General features: G+C 44.6%; 19 protein-coding genes. 10 read left to right on the top strand and 9 right to left on the bottom strand.

The genetic code is table 11. The annotated features are described in order from the left end of the window. Positions 1 to 13 precede the first annotated feature (13 nt). Positions 14 to 2,020: a hypothetical protein gene (locus FEK30_RS01795; RefSeq protein WP_255447917.1), complete on the bottom strand. Its 2,007-nt coding sequence runs from the start codon at positions 2,018 to 2,020 to the stop codon at positions 14 to 16. Between the two features lie 371 nt (positions 2,021 to 2,391). On the opposite strand from FEK30_RS01795, the gene FEK30_RS01800 reads away from it, so the two are divergent. The 3 genes from FEK30_RS01800 (at position 2,392) to FEK30_RS01810 (ending at position 5,163) form a co-directional block, all read left to right on the top strand. After that, positions 2,392 to 2,799: a CAAD domain-containing protein gene (locus FEK30_RS01800; RefSeq protein WP_012308044.1), complete on the top strand. Its 408-nt coding sequence runs from the start codon at positions 2,392 to 2,394 to the stop codon at positions 2,797 to 2,799. Positions 2,800 to 3,127: 328 nt separating this feature from the next. After that, positions 3,128 to 4,153, top strand: coding sequence for an IS5 family transposase (locus tag FEK30_RS01805; protein WP_138071033.1), 1,026 nt, complete (start codon positions 3,128 to 3,130; stop codon positions 4,151 to 4,153). A gap of 158 nt (positions 4,154 to 4,311) precedes the next feature. Beyond that, positions 4,312 to 5,163, top strand: a complete 852-nt coding sequence (locus FEK30_RS01810; protein WP_012308045.1) for a glycosyltransferase family 2 protein — start codon at positions 4,312 to 4,314, stop codon at positions 5,161 to 5,163. 49 nt (positions 5,164 to 5,212) lie between these two features. Here the strand turns inward: FEK30_RS01810 and FEK30_RS01815 are convergent, their stop codons facing one another. From FEK30_RS01815 to FEK30_RS01830, 4 genes are all read right to left on the bottom strand, one after another. Further along, a complete protein-coding gene (locus FEK30_RS01815) occupies positions 5,213 to 6,295 on the bottom strand; it encodes a glycosyltransferase family 4 protein (protein ID WP_065711271.1) in 1,083 nt (360 codons plus the stop codon). A 14-nt stretch (positions 6,296 to 6,309) separates the two neighbouring features. Further along, on the bottom strand, positions 6,310 to 7,647 hold the full coding sequence (locus FEK30_RS01820; RefSeq protein ID WP_138071424.1) for a flippase: 1,338 nt from the start codon (positions 7,645 to 7,647) through the stop codon (positions 6,310 to 6,312). A 68-nt stretch (positions 7,648 to 7,715) separates the two neighbouring features. Next, positions 7,716 to 10,325 (bottom strand): TIGR03960 family B12-binding radical SAM protein, encoded by a 2,610-nt coding sequence (locus FEK30_RS01825; protein WP_138071426.1) that lies wholly within the window; start codon positions 10,323 to 10,325, stop codon positions 7,716 to 7,718. A gap of 71 nt (positions 10,326 to 10,396) precedes the next feature. Next, positions 10,397 to 10,738: an STAS domain-containing protein gene (locus tag FEK30_RS01830; RefSeq protein ID WP_168191105.1), complete on the bottom strand. Its 342-nt coding sequence runs from the start codon at positions 10,736 to 10,738 to the stop codon at positions 10,397 to 10,399. A 467-nt stretch (positions 10,739 to 11,205) separates the two neighbouring features. Between FEK30_RS01830 and FEK30_RS01835 the strand changes: the two genes are divergently transcribed. Further along, a complete protein-coding gene (locus tag FEK30_RS01835; RefSeq protein WP_198158658.1) occupies positions 11,206 to 11,394 on the top strand; it encodes a hypothetical protein in 189 nt (62 codons plus the stop codon). A 14-nt stretch (positions 11,395 to 11,408) separates the two neighbouring features. Here FEK30_RS01835 and nth read toward each other — a convergent pair whose 3' ends face one another. After that, positions 11,409 to 12,071: an endonuclease III gene (gene nth, locus FEK30_RS01840; protein WP_138071430.1), complete on the bottom strand. Its 663-nt coding sequence runs from the start codon at positions 12,069 to 12,071 to the stop codon at positions 11,409 to 11,411. A gap of 69 nt (positions 12,072 to 12,140) precedes the next feature. On the opposite strand from nth, the gene glyS reads away from it, so the two are divergent. The 4 genes from glyS to FEK30_RS01860 all read left to right on the top strand — a co-directional run bounded on the left by glyS (position 12,141) and on the right by FEK30_RS01860 (position 17,837). Next, positions 12,141 to 14,282, top strand: a complete 2,142-nt coding sequence (gene glyS, locus FEK30_RS01845; protein WP_138071432.1) for a glycine--tRNA ligase subunit beta — start codon at positions 12,141 to 12,143, stop codon at positions 14,280 to 14,282. A 230-nt stretch (positions 14,283 to 14,512) separates the two neighbouring features. Continuing rightward, complete coding sequence (gene groES, locus FEK30_RS01850) at positions 14,513 to 14,824, top strand: co-chaperone GroES (protein ID WP_012308053.1); 312 nt, start codon at positions 14,513 to 14,515, stop codon at positions 14,822 to 14,824. 83 nt (positions 14,825 to 14,907) lie between these two features. Beyond that, complete coding sequence (gene groL, locus FEK30_RS01855; RefSeq protein WP_030006933.1) at positions 14,908 to 16,533, top strand: chaperonin GroEL; 1,626 nt, start codon at positions 14,908 to 14,910, stop codon at positions 16,531 to 16,533. Between the two features lie 119 nt (positions 16,534 to 16,652). Beyond that, complete coding sequence (locus FEK30_RS01860) at positions 16,653 to 17,837, top strand: DNA cytosine methyltransferase (protein ID WP_138071434.1); 1,185 nt, start codon at positions 16,653 to 16,655, stop codon at positions 17,835 to 17,837. 5 nt (positions 17,838 to 17,842) lie between these two features. On the opposite strand, the gene FEK30_RS01865 is transcribed toward FEK30_RS01860, so the two are convergent. Next, positions 17,843 to 18,733: a Cfr10I/Bse634I family restriction endonuclease gene (locus FEK30_RS01865; protein ID WP_138071436.1), complete on the bottom strand. Its 891-nt coding sequence runs from the start codon at positions 18,731 to 18,733 to the stop codon at positions 17,843 to 17,845. 3 nt (positions 18,734 to 18,736) lie between these two features. Continuing rightward, the gene (locus tag FEK30_RS01870; RefSeq protein WP_138071438.1) at positions 18,737 to 19,024 is read right to left on the bottom strand and encodes a helix-turn-helix domain-containing protein; all 288 of its coding nucleotides are present in this window, start codon (positions 19,022 to 19,024) and stop codon (positions 18,737 to 18,739) included. A 236-nt stretch (positions 19,025 to 19,260) separates the two neighbouring features. On the opposite strand from FEK30_RS01870, the gene FEK30_RS01875 reads away from it, so the two are divergent. Both FEK30_RS01875 and FEK30_RS01880 read left to right on the top strand, forming a co-directional pair. Beyond that, positions 19,261 to 19,470 carry a DUF433 domain-containing protein gene (locus tag FEK30_RS01875; RefSeq protein ID WP_138071440.1) on the top strand — a complete coding sequence of 70 codons (210 nt, stop codon included), beginning with the start codon at positions 19,261 to 19,263 and terminating at the stop codon, positions 19,468 to 19,470. A gap of 71 nt (positions 19,471 to 19,541) precedes the next feature. After that, positions 19,542 to 20,006, top strand: coding sequence for a DUF4870 domain-containing protein (locus FEK30_RS01880; RefSeq protein ID WP_012308055.1), 465 nt, complete (start codon positions 19,542 to 19,544; stop codon positions 20,004 to 20,006). Positions 20,007 to 20,078: 72 nt separating this feature from the next. Here FEK30_RS01880 and FEK30_RS01885 read toward each other — a convergent pair whose 3' ends face one another. After that, positions 20,079 to 21,554 (bottom strand): leucyl aminopeptidase, encoded by a 1,476-nt coding sequence (locus FEK30_RS01885; RefSeq protein WP_138071442.1) that lies wholly within the window; start codon positions 21,552 to 21,554, stop codon positions 20,079 to 20,081. Positions 21,555 to 21,578: the final 24 nt, after the last annotated feature.

Genomic DNA, 21,578 nt, shown 5'->3' on the forward strand with positions numbered 1-21,578 from the left:
GAAGAAGGGGGGCTTAGAGGTTGGTCGGAACGTCGATGGTTTGGGGACTAGGGCTGGGGGTGGTGAGACGTTGCCAGGTGTTGATTTGGGTTTGGGCGGCGTCGTAGGCAGCGGTATTGCGGGGGATTTGACGAGCGGTGGCGATCGCCTGGGGGATTGAGATATTGGCTTGGCTCTGGGCCACGGAGAGAATCCGATAGCTCCATTGGTCAGCGGCCTGTTTTCCTTCGGCCCGCAGTTGGCTAGCGCTGCTGGGAATTTCTTGGGTAAGGTTGATGGCTTCTACCCAGGCAGAGACGGAGTTGCCATTGGCCACTTGGTAGGCGCGATTGAGATTATTGATCGCCGTTTGTTCTTGACGCCAACTCCTGACCCTGGCTTGCATTTCGTCATAAAGGACACGGTTCGGGGCAATTTGATTGGCAACGGCGATCGCCTCATCGAAGCGTTTTTGTTGGCCAAGGGCCACAGCTCGGTCAAAGATCGGCTGATCTTCAGTCCGTTCAATGGTGTTGCGCCACTGACGAATATTTTCTTGGGCTTCGTTGTAGAGGGCGCGACCGGATTGGATCGTGCGGGCTTCGGCGATCGCCTCCTGGAGACGATTGGTCGCCGCTAAATCTTTTGCATAGGCCAGGGTGGGAGAGTCTTCGGCGATTTCAATTTGGCGACGCCATTGGCGAATTTTTTGGCGGGCTTCATCGTAACGGGGGTTGCCTGAGGGGACACGGTTGAGCTGGGCGATCGCCCGTTCATAGTCGGCGATATTTCCCCCCTGGGCCAATTCCTCAGCCTGTTCTAGGAGCGCCACGTCCTCAATTTCCCGTTGCCAACGACTAATCAGACCTTGGGCCTGGTCATAGACAGCACTGGCGGGCTGAATACTTTGGATTTGCACCAGGGCTGTTTCGAGATCCTTAACGGTTCCTTGGTTCGCCCTAAGGCCAGCTTGGGCCAGAATTCGCCAATCGACCACCACGTTGTCGAGGTTCAGTTGATCCGGTAGGCGATCGCAGAGGGCCAGTAAGTCATCCCAGCGGCGTTCATCAATAATGTTGTCGGTGTAATCAATGATTTTTTCGCGGGCGTCACTAATTAAACGTTGGGCCTGGGGGTAAGCATAGCTATCTTGGCTAATGTTGCTCGCCTGGGTGATCGCCTGGAGCCAATTTTCTAAACCGCCCCGACGCAGGGCTGCATAGGCCCCTTCTAGCTGCTCCGTTTCCTTGCGGGCCAACTGAATTTGCGCCATGGCCTCATCGTACTTCACCGTAGCCCAGTAGCGATTGTCTAAATAACTGAGTTGGACGACTGTCCGCATCGCCTGGCTTAAATCCCCGGCTTCGAGTTGCCGTTGCAGGCTAGCTAGAATCGCTTCTCCCTCTTGCCAAATGTCTTCCCAGGCCGTGATTTGGGCCTCAATTTCTGCTTGAAAACCGGCCTTTTCGGGAATATCGCGCACCATGGCGATCGCCTCATCTAACTTTCCCGCCTGGAATTCCACCTCAGCAAGGGCAATAATTTGCGAAACCCACACCTCAATGTTGCGGTCAATATCCGCCCGGAGGGGGTGATTCTCCGAAAAACCACTCACCATCCGAATCGCCTTTAGGTAGCTGGCAAGGGTTTGTTTCTCCGCCTCAATCTGGGCGCAGTATAAGCGGGTTGTGGCGGAGGCTAAAGGCAAGAACAGGGCACTGCAATTGTTGCTGCCATTAAAGCTCAGGAGAACCGATGTCGCCAGAAAACCGACCCCCCCTGACAGAAAAATTAAGAGCAACCCTAACCATTGCCAATTGGGGAGAAGAAATTGGCGTTTACGCGGAACCTCAAGGATTTCTGTCTCTGTCTCTGCCGTTGCTTGCTCTGGATCCCCATTGGCGATCGCCGTCGTTTCCATGCTTAAATCTTGCGTCCCAGACGCTTCCGATAAACCTGCTTCAGTCGATAACACTGGCTGCGATTGGGTGCCAACGGAAGAAACGGATTGCACTTGCGAGGGATCAGGTTTCTGGCTCATATAAACCGGAGGCTAAAATTTTGCAGACATGGATAGCTAAGATCTATGATACGTTCTACGCGATTTCATAAAAATTGGCATCATCATAGCATAGGCATCTTAAGCGTTTGGGCGCAGTACAAACCAAAAAATTGACAGCCTTTCCAAAGTTCTTTTCCAATAAATTAAGGAAGAGATATCGCCAAGGCCGTTTTATATCAGCTATTCTTGATTCTCTCAGTAGGATGTAGACAGAGATTTATAGATATGTCTGATAATATGGGCATCATTCGTCCCTTACTCAAAATCTGAAAGGCACCTCCGCTGCATCCTAGTGAGACTGCCCCATCACCACTCTGTACTATATAAATCGTTAAGGATAGGTTTGAAAGATGGAACAACAGCCTGAAACCCAAGTAGAAACTGGTACAACTCCGTTTAACAACGAAGCACCCGGTCCCATGACCTCCCCCCAAACCGAGCAGCCTTGGCAAGAAGCAGTCAAACCCATCACGGATTTTCTGTCTGAACTGCCTGAGGAGCTAGGGAAATTTTTCGCCGACTACAAACAACCCCTGATCACCGTCGGTTTGATCGTGGCAGCTTTGATTACCGTCAAGCTGACCTTTGCACTAATCGGTGCCATTAACGATATTCCCCTATTAGCACCCACCTTTGAGCTGATTGGTATCTCTTACACAGCATGGTTTGTCTATCGCTATTTGCTTAAAGCTTCAAACCGTGATGAATTGCTGGCAGAATTCAATTCTCTTAAGTCTCAAGTGTTGGGTAAAAAATAAACCTGAATTTCTCGTCTGGACTTGACTCTCCTCGGCATGTGCCGAGGAATTTTAATTTTTAAGAGAGATAATCAGTAACAGCTTTCTCTAATCGTGAAAATAGAATTATAAAATCAAAAATTCAACTATGCTCTGTTGAAAGTTTTGTTGGATTAAATAAATTCTTATAAAAGAATCTTCATTACATGTAGTTCTGAAAATAAAGTCGCAATACTCTTATATTTTATTTGGAACCGCTATATTTTAAGGGGATCTCGAAAAATAGCTTGAAGCGAAGCAAGAATATGAGATCATAGATACCAAAGTATCGCCAAAGCAGTGTCTCAAGATGAGTCAATTAGGATTCTGGGATTGGGAAAAACGACATCAGTATTTGGAGGAGAAACAAGATATCCTCGTCAAGCTCAATGAATGGATTCCTTGGGAAGAATTTAGAGAGATTCTCAATCAGGTTCAACCAAAAGAGAGAAAAAGTAAGGCGGGCAGGAAAGCAATAGATCCCGTACGAATGTTCAAATTGCTGATACTGCAAAGGCTCTACGGTATTAGTGATGAAGCTCTAGAATATCAAGTCAATGACAGGCTATCATTCATGAAGTTTGTCGGTTTGGGCATCGAAGATAAAGTACCAGATGCGACAACAGTCTGGCTATTTAGACAAAAGCTAGTAGAGCAAAAGCTAGCGGCAGCACTGTTTGAGAAATTTGAAGGCTATTTGCAAAAACAAGGATATCAAGCAGAAGAAGGACAAATAATTGATGCAACACTCATCCCAGTACCGAGACAGCGCAATCGTCGGGAAGAGAATGAAGTAGTGAAATCAGGCAAAATTCCCGAAGACTGGAAAGATAAGCCCAGGAAAAAGCGACAGAAGGATTGTGATGCTCGCTGGACAAAGAAAAATCAGGAGAATCACTTTGGCTACAAGAACCACATCAATGTCGATGTGAAATATAAACTCATCAGAAAATATGCAGTGACAGCAGCTTCAGTGCATGACAGTCAAATGTTTGCGGCAGTCTTGGATGGCAGTAATAGAGGGGATGGCATCTGGGCAGACAGTGCTTACCAAATCCAAGTACGGGAAAGAGTATTAGCACTGATGGGTATGGACAGTCATATTCATGAGAAGGGGAACCGTAATCATCCCCTAAGTGAGACACAAAAAGCCAGAAATAAAGAACGCTCTCATGTCCGTTCGAGAGTGGAGCATATCTTTGGTACTTTTGTGACCTCTATGGGGGGCAAGATGGAAAGGGTGATTGGTCATGCTCGTATTGAGACACAAATTGCCCTGAAGAACTTAGCCTACAACTTCCGACGGTACGTCTACTTGCAGCAATCTTGTGCCTAAAATCAAAAAAAATGGAGGCAAATAGGGTGAATTGACAACATCATATGAGCAAATATTTTTGCTTTTATGCTGTGACTGATAGTTTTTCTCAAAGCCTATCCATTTTTTGAAAATTTCGAGGTTCCCTTAACTCCTTTTTTATAAGTGTTCTCTAGAAAATGAAATTCTCCTTAATCACCAGCACATTAGGTGAAGATAGGCATAATAAAATCGTGCGCCTAATTCACTCTTTAATAAAACAAAAACATCAGGATTTTGAATTGATTATTGTCGATCAAAATGAGACTTCAAAACTCAAAGTAACATTAGAAAGTTATTTTAATGAGATTAATTTGATTTACCTGAAGCATGATCAAAGGGGGGTGTCAGCGGGGAGGAATTTTGGATTTAGGTATGTATCTGGTGAAATTGTCAGTTTTCCTGATGACGATTGCTGGTATCCAGATATACTTTTAATGTCAGTCAATACTTGGTTTTTAAATAATATTAATTGGGATGCTTTAAGTGGTTGTACTATTGATCTAAAAGAAAATTTGACAACAAGCAGATGGGATAAGAATCCAGGAGAAATTCATAAGTTTAATGTCTGGCGTAGAGGAATTACTTCATCCATTTTTTTGCGAACCTATGCACTTGCAAACGCCCAAGGTTTTGATGAGACACTTGGACCAGGTGCAGACTCTCCTTGGCAATGCTCAGATGAGACTGATTATCTTCTAAACTTGCTATCACAAAATAAGAAACTATATTATGATCCAGAAGTAAAAGTCTACCATCTTGAACCAATTACCCAGTATGACCAACAAGCATTGGCACGCGCAAAAAGGTATGCTCCAGGAACGGGCCGCGTATTAAAAAAGCATAGTTATCCATTTTGGTTTGTTGCAATCGCTTTATTAAGACCAATTTTGGGAACTTTATATTATGCAACTAAAATGCAGGGATGGCGGGCTAAATTCCACTGGCTTATTTTTCAAGGTAGATTAAATGGTTGGCTTTCTTCTAAATAATTACTCCTAAAGCCTCTTAAAAAAGTAGATCAAAAAACAAGCCTGAAAATCAACTTAAATTCCGGAGAATTTGTCTGGTTTCTTGTCCTGTTTTTTCCCATGAAAACATACTTGCTCTTTGGAGTCCTTTTTGCATTAGATCAGCATAAAGATTATCGTCTTTGGTGATGCGTTCCATCGCACTACGTATTTCTTGAACATTTTTTGGGTCTACTAAGATGGCAGAATCTTTTGCCACTTCGACTAATGAAGATTGATTAGATGTGATGACAGGTAATCCGCAAGCCATTGCTTCCAATAAAGGGAGACCAAAGCCTTCCCAAAGGCTTACAAACATTAAACAAAATGCTTGATTAAGAATCATAGGCAAGTCTTGAAAGGAAACATAATCTTTAAACAAGACTTGATTTTCTAATTCTAGATTTTTCACCAAATCAATTAACTGTGGCGTGTAACGTTTATCTTTAGGCCCAATAAGCCAAAATTCATAATCTTCTTTATCCTTAAGCAGAGAAAATGCTTTAATCATTCTAGGGAGATTTTTGTGTGGGTTATGGCGACCCAAGTATAAAAAATAAGGCTTTTTAGATTTTGACTTATTTGATTGCATGTAAAATTTTTTAGGATTATAAGCAAGATGAATAGGTGTAATTTTAGTAGCAGAAATATTGAAAAAACTCATCAAGTCATCTGCAGTTGCTTGGGAGTTACAAATAATATGCTTACTTTGATCTAACACAATAGGTAAAACAAATTTCTGATAATAGTGTAATGGAGATCGCTTGTCTGGATGGCGTAATGGAATTAAATCATGAACCATAACAACAGTTTTAGCAGTGGTATAAATAGGTGATTCTGGTAAAGGAGAAAAAATCAAGTTTGATTCTAGTTTTTGATAAATCTTTGGCAAAGTAAGCTGAGTCCAATATAGCCGTTTAAGATGCCCCTTTAAGCCAAAATCTGGACTAAGTTCTTTTGGAATTAGATAAGAATTAAAAGTTGTAAATTGATCATCAAAATTACAAACAAGAAATTTAGAATTTAGTTGAGAAAGGTATGGTGATATATTGCGAGCATAAATACTAATCCCTGTCGGCTTTTTAGATAAGATAGATAAGTTGACGAGTATCATATTAAAGATGCATCTTAGGTGTTTTTATTGATTTTTTTTGGAAATTTTAATGGATTTAAAGTATTTAATTGAAGACGAAATACAATTCTTGTCTGTGAAAAAAAAGCGTTGATTAAAAATCCAGAAAATAACTGAGAAATAACTGTAGAAATTGCTGCACCGACGCCAGAATATTTAGGAATCAAAAAGATATTTAGAATAATATTAAGTAACGCACCAGAAAAAGTTATCCAGAAGGAATAATTGCTTAATTTCTCTGCAATAAACCATGGAGAAATTCCTGTTCCCATAAATACAAATAATGTTGCCCAGATATGAATTTTCAAGATTGTCCCTGCAGCAAGATATTCTGGCCCATAAATCATCAAAATAAGAGGAGATGCAGTGAACAAAATGGGAAGTGAAATTATCAAAGATAGACGAATCAAAAAGGATAGTAAGTCTTTGATTTTTTCGTAATATTGTTTTTTGTTTTTTTCTTTTGCTGTGTAAATTGAAGGGGAAACTGAAGCAATAATTATATTAGGAATAAAATACCATATTTCAGATATTTTAGTTGCGGATGAATAAATGCCAACTGCTTCTTCTCCAACGATGCTCCCCAACATGACTAAGTCTGTCTTCATATATAAGATGATGCTCAAACCAGATAAGATTAAGGGCCAGCTTTCATGAAGTAATGATTTTGCAATTTCAGTATTCCATTCAAGTTTGAATGGGCATTTTTTTAATTGATAAACTAAGACAAAACCACTTGCTTCCAGAGCAGCTTCTCCAAATATAATCCAGGCAAAATAAATCAATGGAACTTGTAGAATTAAGAGCGCAACTTTACTGAGAGTGACAACTATGAATACAAGAATTTTAATGGCAACTATATATTTAGATTGAACTTGAGCAGAAAACCAAAAATTAACGACTTCAAAAGCTTGAAATAAAATACTTGAACTTAGTATTAGAAAAATCAAGCTAAATTCAGTATTGTCTGTTCTCAAAAAAAGATAAACTCCTGTAGCAATAAGCCCAAGTGAAATAATGCTAGATATCACAAGTTTGAGCCAAAATACAGTGCCTAAAATTTTATTTTTTTCTTGAGGAAAATTAACTAGAGAACGAATAACTAAAGTATCTAATCCAAGCTTGGATAGGGGGTGAAGTAAAACAATAATTGCCCCGGCATAATTCAATGTACCTAATCGAGCAGCTCCTAGATATCTTGCCATCCAAGCACTCATAAAAAAACCGATTATCATCCGAACAGCATATTCAAATGACAACCAAGAAATATTACTTAAAATGGCTTTTTGTTCACCTATCAACTGCTTTTTGAATAACGACAGTCTTTTGAACATAAATGAGAGAAGTCGAGTCAGATGATGGTGTTATATTTAAGCGAAATGATAATATCAATTAAGCTAGATTAAATATCTTCAGATAAGTACAGAGTAAAGCGGTGTACCTTAAGCAATTTTATATTTTGCTGACTCATAGTATGCATCATATAAAGAACATGATCTGCTTGTAATAAAGTGCCATCATTGCGGCAACTACCTCGATAACGGAGTTGGACTTGGGTGGGGCTAATGACTTTTTCGAGGGCGATCGCCGTTAACATTTCTCGGAGATTCAGTTGCTTAGTTTTGCCAGACTTCGTTTTCTTTTCGAGGAGAATTTCCGGAGTCTGACGGATGGTTTCGAGCCAGGCTTCCCATTGTGCCGCAGAAACGGGTTCTTCGGTTTCAAGATCAATCAGATATTCTGCTTCCGTGAGGAGCGCAGTGGCGGCCTTAGAACGAACGGGCACTTCTTCTACCCGATAGATCGGCATATCAAGGGGCAATTGTTCAGCGAGTCGTTGCCGAAAATCCTCTAAATCCAAGACTTGGCGCAACTCAAAATCAATAATTTCTCCTGAGCTGGTGGCTCCTAATGATAGGGCATTGGCGATGGAAATACGGGGGCTCGGATGAAAGCCGTTGGTAAAAGCCACGGGAATTGAGGCACGGCGCACGGCTCGGTCAAATAAACGGACTAAATCGAGGTGGCTCACTAGACGCATATCCCCTTGCTTACCAAACCAAACCCGGAACCGTTGTAGGCGTTCTTGATCCTTTTGGAATTGGCCGACAAATTCGGGAATTTCGGGCGGTTGATAGACGACATTATGGCCAAAATCGGTGCTGCAGACGCCACAATGGGAACAACCATCAAAGGCACAGTCGGGAATGGTTGCCGCTTCGAGGGCTCGCTTTAGATCGTCCTTGAGCCACTGCTTATCAATACCTGTGTTGAGGTGATCCCAGGGCAAGGGGGCATCGAGGGGGTCGTTATCAGTCGTTTCAAAGATGTTCCATTCACCGCTTTCGACTTTGCGGTATTTCCAGGTGAGGTCGGATTCGGCGATCGCCTGTTCCCAAGCGCCATAGGCTTTGTCTAAATTCTCCCACCAGGAATCCATGCCAGCCCCCAGTTCCCAGGCTCGGCGGACGACTTTACCCAAACGGCGATCGCCCCGGCCAACGAAATCCTCCATGGCTGAAATGCGCACATCGGTATAGTTTACCTTCACGCCGCGAATCGGTCGAAAAGCTTCCCGCAACAGTTCCTGTTTACGCTTAAATTCCGTCGTTGAAACCGAATGCCATTGGAAAGGCGTGTGGGGTTTTGGGGTGAAATTAGAAATGGTGATGTTGAAGTTTAAACGGCGATTGCTCAGGGACGCACATTCCCGCCGCAGCCATTGCACCGTTTCCGCGATGCCCAACACATCGAGATCCGTTTCTCCAGGGAGACCGATCATGAAATAAAGTTTGACCTTATCCCAACCCTCTCTTACCGCCGTTTGGATACCCCGTAGCAGTTCTTCGTTCGTCAAACCCTTATTAATCACATCCCGCATTCGTTGGGTGCCCGCTTCTGGGGCAAAGGTCAAACCCGCTTTACGCGTCCCACCGACAATATTGGCAATGTTTTCATCAAAACGATCCACCCGTTGGCTGGGCAGAGATAGGGAAATATTTTCGTCCTTGAGGCGATTTTTAATCTCGACCCCTACCGCTGGCAACGAGAGATAGTCAGAACAACTGAGGGAAAGTAGAGAAAATTCGTTGTAACCCGTCGCCCGCATTCCTTTTTCAATGGCATCGACGACTTTCTCTGGTTCGACATCCGTTGCAGGCCGCGTTAACATTCCCGGTTGGCAGAAGCGGCAGCCCCGGGTACAACCCCGGCGAATTTCCACCGTCAGGCGATCATGAACTGTTTCTACATAGGGCACGAGGCCGATGGAATAGGCGGGAATTGGCGTGGCGACACGGCGCAAAATTCGCTTGGGTACTTCGTCACGGGTTGGATGCACAGAACCATCCGCCGCCATTGCGTAGAAGCGAGGCACATAAACCCCCGGTACCTGGGCTAAATCCAGCAGAGTTTCTTCCTTACTCAGACCGTTAACCTTGGCTTCTTCGAGGATGAAACCCACTTCGGGCAAAAGTTCTTCGCCATCGCCCAGAACGATAAAGTCAAAAAAGTCAGCGTAGGGTTCTGGGTTAGAGGTGGCTGTTTGTCCCCCCGCAAAAATGAACGGATAATTTCCTTGCTCTCGTTCCTGCCAAGTGAGGGGAATCTGGGCAAGGGTAAGCATTTCCAGAATATTGGTCGCTCCCAGTTCATAGCTCAAGCTAAAGCCGAGAATGTCGAATTCCAACAGCGATCGCCTGGATTCGAGGGCAAACAGCGGCAGATTTTTTCCCTTTAACTTCTCGCTCAGGTCAGCGGCGGGTAGATAAGTGCGATCGCACAATTGTCGAGGTTGGGCATTAATCACGTTGTAGAGCAGAATATGGCCCAAATTCGAGGAACCCACCTCATAGACTTCCGGATAGGTCAGCACCCAACGCACCACCGCCCCTTGCCAAGGCTTATGGATTGCCCCCAGTTCATTACCCAAGTAGCGCGCTGGTTTGAAAATATCCGTCGTAATCAGCGCTTCGTAATCAGCCGGTTGAGGAAGACAGGGAGCCGTTGCCACAGGTGATGAACCTCCAAGGGAGTCGAGGGAAACAATTCAGTCCCCCATTATACCGGAGAGCTTTCGAGATGCTAGGCCGCGAGTAACTGGGATGTCTGTGTCAAAAATGCGGCTTCATCTTTGAAAATGCGCACAAACTGCTCCATTTGGGTCAGCTCCAATACCATGCGCACCTGGGAATTGATCCCACAACAGCCGAGGCGTTTACCATGGGATTCTGCCAATTTTGTGCCCTGACTGAGCACCACCGCCGCCGTACTGTCGATGAATTCTACCTGCTGGAGATCGACTAAAATTTCTCGACTGAATTCGTCGTTAATGGCCCCATGGAGCGATCGCCAAAATACGTCAAGATTTGAGGTTGTCAAAGCACAATTTGGGCGCAGAATAACAGGCTGTTGGTTTTTATCCATCGGTAGACTCTCCTCAGGGGAACTTCCCTGTTTACCCATCGTCTTAGTCACAACTTTTATACAAAAATCAAACAACTTTTTCGGTTGAGAAAACCCTGAAAAGGCTGCTAAACATTTGATTTGGGATAGAACCATTGTATGGGGGAGACTCAAAAATCAGGTGTGATGATAACTTATCCTGAACAAAAACATCTCGTTACCAAAAGATCCTTTATTGCTTCGAGAACGGTATGTTTGTTTACATTTTTTCTAAAAAAAGAAGCCCGAAGTTTAAAAATTATTTAAGACCGGGGAGAAATTGTGTAAACACCTCGAAAATGGAACCATGACCTAAACAAATTCCACCACTTTACGCTATTTAGACCATTCATTATTTACCCTTAATCAGCGACAATAAGAGAATCTTTCTTTTGTAATGAAATCAGTTCCTCATTTAGGGAAACATTACTATTGTGAGTACGCCATTTATGATTCGTCGTTTAGTGGAAAAAGCCCTTTTCATTAAACAGATGACCCCCGAAATTGAAAACGCGATCAACTCCGAGTTGACACGCCTTGGCCATGTTTCCGATGCGGATTATGAAGCCCTCGAACTTTTGATGGCAGAAATGGATGCGGGCCGGATTCAGCTTGTGCCCAGTCGCTTTATCTTTTGATTTTGACAAGACCCTTAAGCTGGCTGGGGTTTGGGGGCTGAGGGACAAAGGTTGGCGATCGCACAGACCTCACATTGAGGTTTTCTGGCATTACAGACGGCGCGACCATGGTAAATCAGACGGATCGACCAGTTTTCCCACTCCGGCTGGGGAATTAATTTCATCAAATCCCGTTCAATTTGTACCGGATTCTCAGATTTTGTCAGGCGCAAACGATTACTCAAACGCTTGACATGGGTATCCACCGTCACCCCCGCACAAATCCCAAAAGCATGGGCCAAAACCACATTGGCCGTTTTCCGCGCCACACCGGGTAAAGTCAGAAGTTCTTCCATGGTTTGCGGCACTTCCCCATTGAAAACCGCCATGATCCGCTGGCAAGCTCCCTGAATATTTTTCGCTTTATTTCGATAAAATCCCGTTGAGCGCACTAGCTGTTCAATGTCTGTCACATCCGCCCCCGCGAAGGCCGCCGCATCAGGAAATCGGGCAAAGAGTGCTGGTGTGACTTTATTCACTCGCTCGTCGGTGCATTGGGCCGAAAGAATGGTTGCCACCATGAGTTGCACGGGGGTTTCATAGTCCAAACTACAGGTGGCATCGGGATAGAGTTCGTGGAGTTTTTCGAGAACGGCGATCGCCCGTTTTTTCTTACTACGCGGGTAATGAATTGCCATGGGCACTATTTTTCCTGTGGCTTCACGGTAAACTAATCAAGATTCATTATTGACCTGATTTCGTTTCCCATGGCAACCTACCTCATTGAAGTTGGTACAGAAGAACTCCCTGCTGATTTTGTCGCGGCGGCGATCGCCCAATTAAAAGACCGCGTTTCCCATAGCCTCACGGAGTATTTTCTCACCCCAGACGGAATCGAAGTCTACGGAACCCCCCGACGCCTGGCTGTGTTAATCCAAGGGTTGCCAGACCAGCAGGCTGATCGGGAAGAAGAAATTAAAGGCCCCCCCGCTGCCGCCGCATTTAAAGAGGGTCAACCCACCAAGGCCGCTGAAGGCTTTGCCCGCAAACAGGGGGTTGAACTCTCCGCCCTGGAGGTGCGCCCCACGGAAAAAGGAGACTTTGTTTTTGTCCAAAAGAAAACCCTCGGTCGCCCGACGCCAGAAATTTTGCAGGAACTGGTTTTAGGTTGGTTTACGGCCCTCGAAGGGCGGCGCTTTATGCGGTGGGCCGATGGTGATCTGCGCTTTCCGCGGCCGATCCGCTGGCTGGTTTCCCTTTGGAATGATGCTGTTTTGCCCCTGGAATTGGTGAACGGCTCCGGTAAGTTGGAAGCGGGTTGTATTTCTCGTGGGCACCGGATTTTACATCAAGGGGAGGTGACCCTGAACAATGCGGCTGATTATGTGGCGACCTTGCAACAAGCCTTCGTGGAAGTTAATTCCCAGGTGCGGGAAGAAAAAATTGTTGCTGGTGTAAAAGCGGCGGCGGCAGAGATTGGTGGTGAAGCAGAAATGCCCGCTGATCTCCTCGCTGAAGTGGTGAATTTGGTGGAATATCCCACAGCGGTAGTCGGCGACATTGAAGCGGAATTTTTAGAGCTACCCACAGAGGTAATTACGACGGTGATGGTAACCCACCAGCGGTATTTTGCGGTGCGCGATCGCCAAGATAAAACGAAGCTCCTCCCGAAATTTATTACGATTTCCAATGGTGATCCCAAGAAATCAGAGATCATCGCTGCGGGGAATGGTCGGGTGATCCGGGCGCGGTTAGCGGATGGTCAGTTTTTCTACCGGGCTGATTGCGATGAACATTTAGAAACCTATCTGCCCCAACTAGAAGCCGTCACCTTCCAGGAAGAACTAGGGACGATGCGGGACAAGGTAGACCGCATTATGGAAATTTCCCAGCAGATCGCGGAACAGCTTGGCCTGTCTGAGGCGGACAAAGAAATTATTGCCAGCACCGCCATGCTCTGTAAGGCGGATTTGGTAACACAGATGGTCTATGAATTCCCAGAACTCCAAGGCATCATGGGTCAAAAGTATGCCCTGGTCAGTGGGGAAGCGCCCGCCGTGGCCGAAGGGATTTTCGAGCATTATCTGCCCCGCAATGCCGATGATATTTTGCCCCAAACCCTTGCGGGTCAAGTGGTGGGCATGGGCGATCGCCTGGATACGTTGCTTAGTATTTTTGGTCTGGGGATGATTCCTTCTGGTTCCTCGGATCCTTTTGCACTGCGACGGGCGGCCAATGCAATTATTACCGTCGCTTGGGACGCGGGTCTGGAAATTGACCTTGGAGAACTGTTAGCCCAGGGGGCGAAGGATTTTGTTACGGCTCACCCCGATAAAACGTCTCCCCTCGAAGCCCTGCAAAGCTTCTTTATTCAGCGGATTCAGACTCTGCTCCAAGATGAAAAAGGTATTGATTATGACCTGGTGAATGCGGTGCTCGGTGATGATACAGAATACACTGAACGGGCCTTAACGGATTTACTGGATGTCGGCGATCGCGCTGCCTTTTTACAGAACATTCGTGACGATGGTCAACTCGCAAAAATCTACGCCACCGTGAACCGTTCTGCAAAGTTGGCCGCCAAGGGGAACCTCAGCACGGATAGTCTCGATCCGACAGGGGTAATTAACCCGGAGAAATTTGCGCAAAATTCCGAGCGCGATCTCTATACCGGCTTAGTGGAACTCGTACCTACCACCGAAGCGGCCCGCACCGAACGGGATTACCAAAAACTGATCGATGGGTTAGCGGCCCTGGCGCCCACAGTTGAGCGGTTCTTTGATGGGGAGGATAGTGTTTTGGTGATGGCAGAGGATCCTGCTGTGCGGGAAAATCGCCTTAATCTCCTTGGGCTGTTGCGGAACCACGCGCGGGTTCTGGCGGATTTCGGGGCGATCGTCAAACAGTAGATCCTTGTTTATTTTTAGAGTCATGGCAGGGACATAAAGCTGTCTCTGTCAGGGTTTCCCCTGAGAAGCAATACAGTTCAATTTTTGGAGCGATCTAAAGTTCGGGAACCCGTACATTATCAGGAGTTGTCTGGATTTAATTTTCTCCGCTAAATTAGCACTCAGAGATTGAGAGTGCTAAACTTCAATCTAGCTAAATTTAGTCGTTTATTGATCTGGAGAAATTATCCATGGCAGCAATTAGCATCAATGTTTCTACCCTCAAGCCCCTCGGCGATCGCGTTTTTGTAAAGGTCAGCGAATCTGAAGAGAAAACTGCTGGTGGGATCCTCCTCCCCGATAGCGCCAAAGAAAAGCCCCAAATCGGTGAAGTTGTGGCTGTTGGTGAAGGGAAGCGCAATGATGACGGTAGCCGTTCCGCCGTTGATGTCAAAGTTGGCGATAAAGTTCTCTACTCCAAGTACGCTGGTACTGATATCAAACTCAGTGGTGATGACTACGTGCTTCTTTCTGAGAAAGATATCCTCGCAACCGTTGCGTAATTATTTTTAGGTTTGACCTAAGCAATCGTTTCAGATTTTTCTATTTTTTCTCGTAAAACGCTCAACCTAGAAATTCAATCATTATGGCTAAATCTATTATTTACAACGAAGATGCTCGCCGCGCCCTCGAAAAAGGGATCGACCTCCTCGCTGAAGCTGTTGCGGTAACCCTCGGCCCCAAAGGTCGGAACGTTGTGCTCGAAAAGAAATTTGGCGCACCCCAGATCGTGAATGACGGTGTGACCATTGCCAAGGAAATCGAGCTCGAAGACCACATCGAAAACACCGGTGTTTCTTTGATTCGCCAAGCGGCTTCTAAAACTAATGACGTGGCCGGTGACGGAACCACTACAGCAACGGTTCTCGCCCATGCCATGGTCAAAGAAGGTCTCCGCAACGTTGCGGCTGGTGCCAACCCCATCGCCCTCAAGCGCGGTATTGATAAAGCGACTGAATTCCTCGTTGGTCGCATCAAAGATCAAGCTCGTCCGGTAGAAGATTCGACGGCGATCGCCCAAGTCGGTGCCATCTCTGCGGGGAACGACAAGGAAGTTGGTGACATGATCGCCAAAGCCATGGACAAAGTCGGTAAAGAAGGTGTGATCTCCCTCGAAGAAGGGAAATCCATGGAAACCGAACTCGAAATCACCGAAGGGATGCGTTTCGACAAGGGTTACACTTCCCCCTACTTCGTCACCGACACCGAGCGCATGGAAGCGGTTCTTGAAGATCCCTTCATCCTCATCACTGACAAGAAAATCACCTTGGTACAAGACCTCGTCCCAATCCTCGAACAGGTTGCTCGCCAAGGTAAGCCCCTCGTAATCATCGCTGAAGATATCGAGAAAGAAGCCCTTGCTACCCTCGTGGTGAACCGTCTCCGGGGTGTCCTCAACGTTGCTGCGGTTAAAGCGCCTGGTTTTGGCGATCGCCGTAAGCAAATGCTCGAAGATATCGCTGTACTCACCGGTGGCCAACTGATCACCGAAGATGCAGGCCTCAAGCTCGACAACACCAGCGTTGATATGCTCGGTAAAGCCCGCCGCATCACCATCACCAAGGACAACACCACCATTGTGGCCGATGGTAATGAGCAGGCAGTTAAGACCCGTTGTGAGCAGATCCGCCGTCAAATCGAAGAATCTGATTCTTCCTACGACAAAGAAAAACTCCAAGAACGTCTCGCGAAACTCTCCGGTGGTGTCGCTGTGATCAAAGTCGGTGCAGCAACCGAAACTGAGATGAAAGACCGTAAGCTTCGTCTCGAAGATGCGATCAACGCGACCAAAGCAGCCGTTGAAGAAGGGATTGTTCCCGGTGGTGGTACAACTCTGGCGCACCTCGCTCCCGAATTGGAAGCTTGGGCGAATGATAACCTCACTGCTGAGCAACTCACTGGTGCTTTGATCGTGGCCCGTGCCCTGACTGCCCCCCTGAAGCGCATTGCTGAAAACGCTGGCCAAAACGGTGCGGTAATCGCTGAGCGTGTGAAGGAAAAAGACTTCAATACTGGTTTTAACGCAGCAACCAACGAATTCGTTGATATGCTCGCTGCTGGTATCGTTGACCCTGCTAAGGTAACTCGTTCTGCAACCCAGAACGCGGCTTCCATCGCTGGTATGGTTCTCACTACCGAGTGCATCGTTGTTGACAAGCCCGAAAAAGATAAGGCTGGTGCGGCTCCTGGTGCCGGTGACTTCGACTACTAAGACTTAAGTCTCAACTCCAAAGTCTGCACAACTAATTTAATTTAACTTAATCCCTCTGATTCATTGCAGAGGGATTTTTGTTATTCTAATAGTCCACGATAAAGTTTATAAAATTTCAGATGAGTGACCTTAAGCTATTTTCCTTTTTTTCGGGGGCTGGATTTCTTGATTTAGGATTTGAATTAAATGGTTTCGATGTTGTCCATGTAAATGAAATTCAAAGTTCTTTTCTAGAGGGATATCAATACTCAAGACAAAAACTAGGAATTAAAAAGCCTTTATTTAACTATTCAATGTGTAATATTGAAGATTTTTCTCATGGAGAAAAATCTCTTGAACTATGGCATTCTGTAGATTTATTGAAAAATCAATCAAATGTTGTTGGCTTCATAGGTGGCCCTCCTTGTCCAGATTTTTCTATCGGAGGTAAAAATAGAGGTAGACAAGGAGATCATGGTAAATTGAGTGAATCATACATTGATTTAATCATTCAACATCAACCTGATTTTTTTATCTTTGAAAATGTGAAAGGATTATATCGAACAAAAAAACATCGAATTTTTTTTGAGTATTTAAAACAAAAACTAAGGACGAACAATTATTTAATCACAGAAAATTTATTGAACTCATTGGAATATGCTGTACCTCAACAAAGGGAACGTATCTTTTTGATTGGGTTTAGAAAAAAATTACTGGAAAGCAAGTTTAATTCTACTCATCTCAATCTTGAAGATTGTTTAACTCTTTATTTCCCATGGAAAAAATATGCAAAATACTCTCTACAGCAAATTGTCAGTTATCCATGGAAAACAACTGAAGAGTTTGTCGAAAAATCCATTAGACCATGTCCAAATGGTATTCCGGAAGAGCTAACTGTCAATTATTGGTTTAAAAAAAATGAAGTAGAGACTCATCCTAATGCCTCATATTATTTCAAACCTCGTGCAGGATTACCTAAGTTTAAAATAATTAAAGAAGGTGATGATTCTAAAAAGTCATACAAACGTCTACATCGCTGGAGATATTCTCCGACAGCTTGTTATGGAAATAATGAAGTGCATTTACATCCATATTTAGCAAGAAGAATATCTGTAGCAGAGGCATTGGCGATTCAGTCTTTACCTAAAGATTTTCAGTTGCCAGGAACAATGAGTTTAACAGCCATGTTTAAAACTATCGGAAATGGTGTCCCGTTTCTGTTGTCTGAATCACTGGCAAAAAGCATTTATGATTTTCTAAAATTTGACAATAAAATCATTAACCATCAAGTTAATAGCCATAATCACCAACTTGTATTATTTTAATAAAATCATCTTTTTGCCAATTCACTAAAAATTTCAAGCAAGGATTTTTTATCACTATAAATATAAGTGTTATCAACAAATCTAGATTGGGTATTTTTTATGTCCAAATATTTCAATACAATTCCATGAGGTGAAATAAGATTTTCAAATAATATTTCATCAGACTTGCTGACTTTAGATGCAATCATATAATATCTCCAATTTTGTTCTAAACCATATGTGATAGCTTTTAGCATTGCGGTTTCAAAAAGAGGCTGATATCTTCTATCAGGTCTATAAGACGTTTTAAGCGAAGCTATCGAACGTACATTTGAAGACTGGATTGTTCCCTCAATTTTCTTATATAGGCTTGACTCATATGGTGCTTTTTCTTGCTTTTTTAATAAAGAATCGATGTCGAATGATGTGTAAAAGTGTTCATTTACACTCAAGACTACTAAGTCTGGACTAGGAAAGAAAATCCTATTTCGGATATCATTGAGCATCGATAAAGGTTTCCCTGCCTCGAATTCTTCGCTCTGAAATAACTTTAAAAAAGTAGCTGTCTCTCCATTTTTAATTCTCGTTGGAGGTAGATTGGTTATAACTATAATCTTATCTTTAGAAGATTCATTGAATTTTAAGCAAAAATGTGTCAAATAACTTGCTGCAATATACTCATTCCATGCTCCACTACAATTATTGAGTGCGCCATCAGTTAACTTTTTAGAACTATTTTTCTTGTATTTTTCACATACTTCTTGTTTCATCCAATTAATTACATCAATAATATTAGATTCTTGATCAAGTAATTGGATGATTTTTTCAGCTAAGTCTTTATAAACTTCTTTTCCTTGAATTCCTCCACTTTTAGTAAACCACTCTTTTTCAACATCGCGAATATTATTATTTAGCATTTATTACTCTATCTCTGAAAAAAGCTGTGAAACAGAAATCTCCAGAGCTTGTGCGATTCTAAAAATATTCTTGAGAGATGGATTTCTTGAACCTCGTTCGATATCTGAAATGTAGGTTCGGTGTAAATTCGCTCGAAAAGCAAGTTCTTCTTGTGATAAAGAAAGCTCTATTCTGCGCTTTTTTACTACGTATCCGAATTGCTTTGTAAGCCTGTTTTCTGAGAAATTACTGTTCACATACGCAATTGTTTTACCCAAGCCCCAAAGTTGTCTACAGACTATAAGTGACATTTGAGGCTTGCTAGTCTAACGATAGGTTCGTAGCTTGCTTGTAGTGTTAAGTAGCTATGAAATTTCTACTCATTCAAATCGGGGGAGATTTTGGTTGGCATTTTTAATTGTTGCTATAGTTGACATAAAGGAGGTTGTCGGCACTCTTTACGATGGATACCAAACAGAAACGAAATCAGATGATCACACAATTAGCTACATTTTTTTAAAGCAAATTAGAGAGAGTTATCTTATCAATGAATTGGCAAAATTATATTCATTCAGATCCTAATATTTTAGTCGGTAAGCCCGTAATTAAAGGAAACAGAATTTCTGTTGAATCCCTTTTAAGTCTTTTTGCAAATGGATGGTCTGAAGCTGAAATATTAGAAAATTATCCATCCCTCACATCAGAATCAATTCGTGAAGTCTTTGCTTTTACTGCTGAATACATAAAAATTGCTTAATGTTGCTTTTGGTGTCAGTTAAGCTGGAGCCTGCTATATATTTGGGGTAGATATGGAGGGACTATAAATTTATGGATGCAGAACAGGAAAGAAATTGGGCGATCGCCTGCCATCTGTCGAGTTTGGCTTGGATTGTCTTAGCCTTTGTCGGCATTGGGGCGATTCCCTTTGTCAATGTGATTGCGCCGGCGGTGGTCTGGTATCTCAAAAAAGAGGAGTCCGAGCTGATCGATGCCCACGGAAAGGAATCGGTTAATTTCCAGATTTCGATGACCATTTATGGTTTGGCGGCGGGAATTATTCTTAGTATTTTGATCATCGCCGGAGTTGTTTTGATGATCCTGTTGGGCATTGGTGGCAGCAATAATCCCTTTGCGGCCCTGGTGGCAATTGTGACGGGGATTGGTTTCTTTATCTTTTTGGCGCTGATTGTGGCGATCGCCATTTTTCAGATTGCAGTCGTAATCTTGGCGGCGACCAAGGTTCAAGAAGGGCAAATGTATCGTTATCCCTTTAATCTCAGACTACTGAAATAGATAATTTCCATAAAACAGCCCCCCTGGAATGATTGGCCAAGGGGGTTTTTAATTAAACTTTAGATGCAAAGATTAGCTCAGTACCCAATGCACAAGGGTACGCACCGGGAACCCTGTACCGCCTTTGCTGTAAATATCGGCGTCTTTTTCTGACCAGGCTGGCCCAGCAATATCGAGGTGTGCCCAGGGCGTTTTTTCGACAAATTCCTTGAGGAACAACGCCGCCGTAATCGAACCGCCTTCCCGTGGCCCGGTGTTTTTCATGTCGGCGATGGGAGATTTTAAGCCTTCAAAGTATTTTTCTTCGAGGGGCATCTGCCAGAATTTTTCGCCCGCTTTCTCTGATGCGGTGGCGATCGCCTGGGCCAAATCATCATTGTCACTCCACAGACCACAAATATCGTCACCCAAGGCAATGACACAGGCTCCGGTCAAGGTGGCAATGTCCACAATCGCCTCGACCCCCAGTTTTTCGGCATAAACGAGGGCATCGGCGAGGGTGAGGCGACCTTCGGCATCGGTGTTGTTCACTTCGATGGTTTTACCGTTGGAGGCCGTGAGAATATCCCCCGGACGCATTCCCCGACCACTGATCATATTTTCGGTGGCCGCACTAATGAAATGCACTTCCACATCGGGTTTCAGTTCGGCGATCGCCTTTGCCGCCCCAAAGGTTGCCGCTGCGCCCCCCATGTCCATTTTCATCATCGCGATACTGGGGCCGGAGGGTTTGATATTGTAACCGCCAGAATCAAAGGTTAACCCTTTGCCGACAATCGCTACCTTCTTCCGGGGTGTGCCTGGGGGTTTATAAACGAGGTGGATAAATTTCGGGGGTAAATCCGAGGCCGCCGCCACCCCTAGGAAAGATCCCATACCTGCTGCTTCGCAGTCTGCTTCTTCGAGGATATTCAGTTCCATACCGTAGGTGCTGGCGAGGCTTTCCACGGAAGCGGCCAGGGTCACAGGATTAATAATGTTAGCCGGAGCGTTAACCAATTCCCGCGCATAGATCACCCCTTCACAGAGACTTGTGCCCAAGGCGATCGCCGCTGCTTGGTCGCCAATGCCAAGAATTTCAACAGTTTCGAGGGCTGGGGGGTCTTTTTGTTCTGATTTGAAGCGATTATCTTCATAAAAGCCCAGATACATCCCTTCTGTAACCATTTGCGCTGTGATCGCCTCAGTCTCGGCCACAGGTAACTGCAAACCCAGAGTTGTGATGGCTTTGTCCCCTTTCACGGCCCGGGCGATCGCCGCTGCAGTACTCCGTAAGGCGGCACTACTCCATTTTTCGGCATTGCCCAGACCCACCAAGATCAACTTTTTGATCGGCGCACCACTCCCAAGACGGGTCACCGATAGCTCGCCGGATTTACCTTTAAATTCCGTTTCAACGATCACTTCCGCGATCACCCCCGACAAGCGTTCGTCCAGGGCCGTCAAACTTTCGGGTACCGTGAGTACCGTTTCACTTTCAAAAAAACCCAAGGCGATCGCCTCACCAGCCCAAGCCGCTGCCGTTTGCGAACTACCGCGAATTTCCATAACTAAACCTCAAAACTTGTTACT

The sequence above is a fragment of the Picosynechococcus sp. PCC 11901 genome, from assembly GCF_005577135.1.
Taxonomy (GTDB): domain Bacteria; phylum Cyanobacteriota; class Cyanobacteriia; order Cyanobacteriales; family MRBY01; genus MRBY01.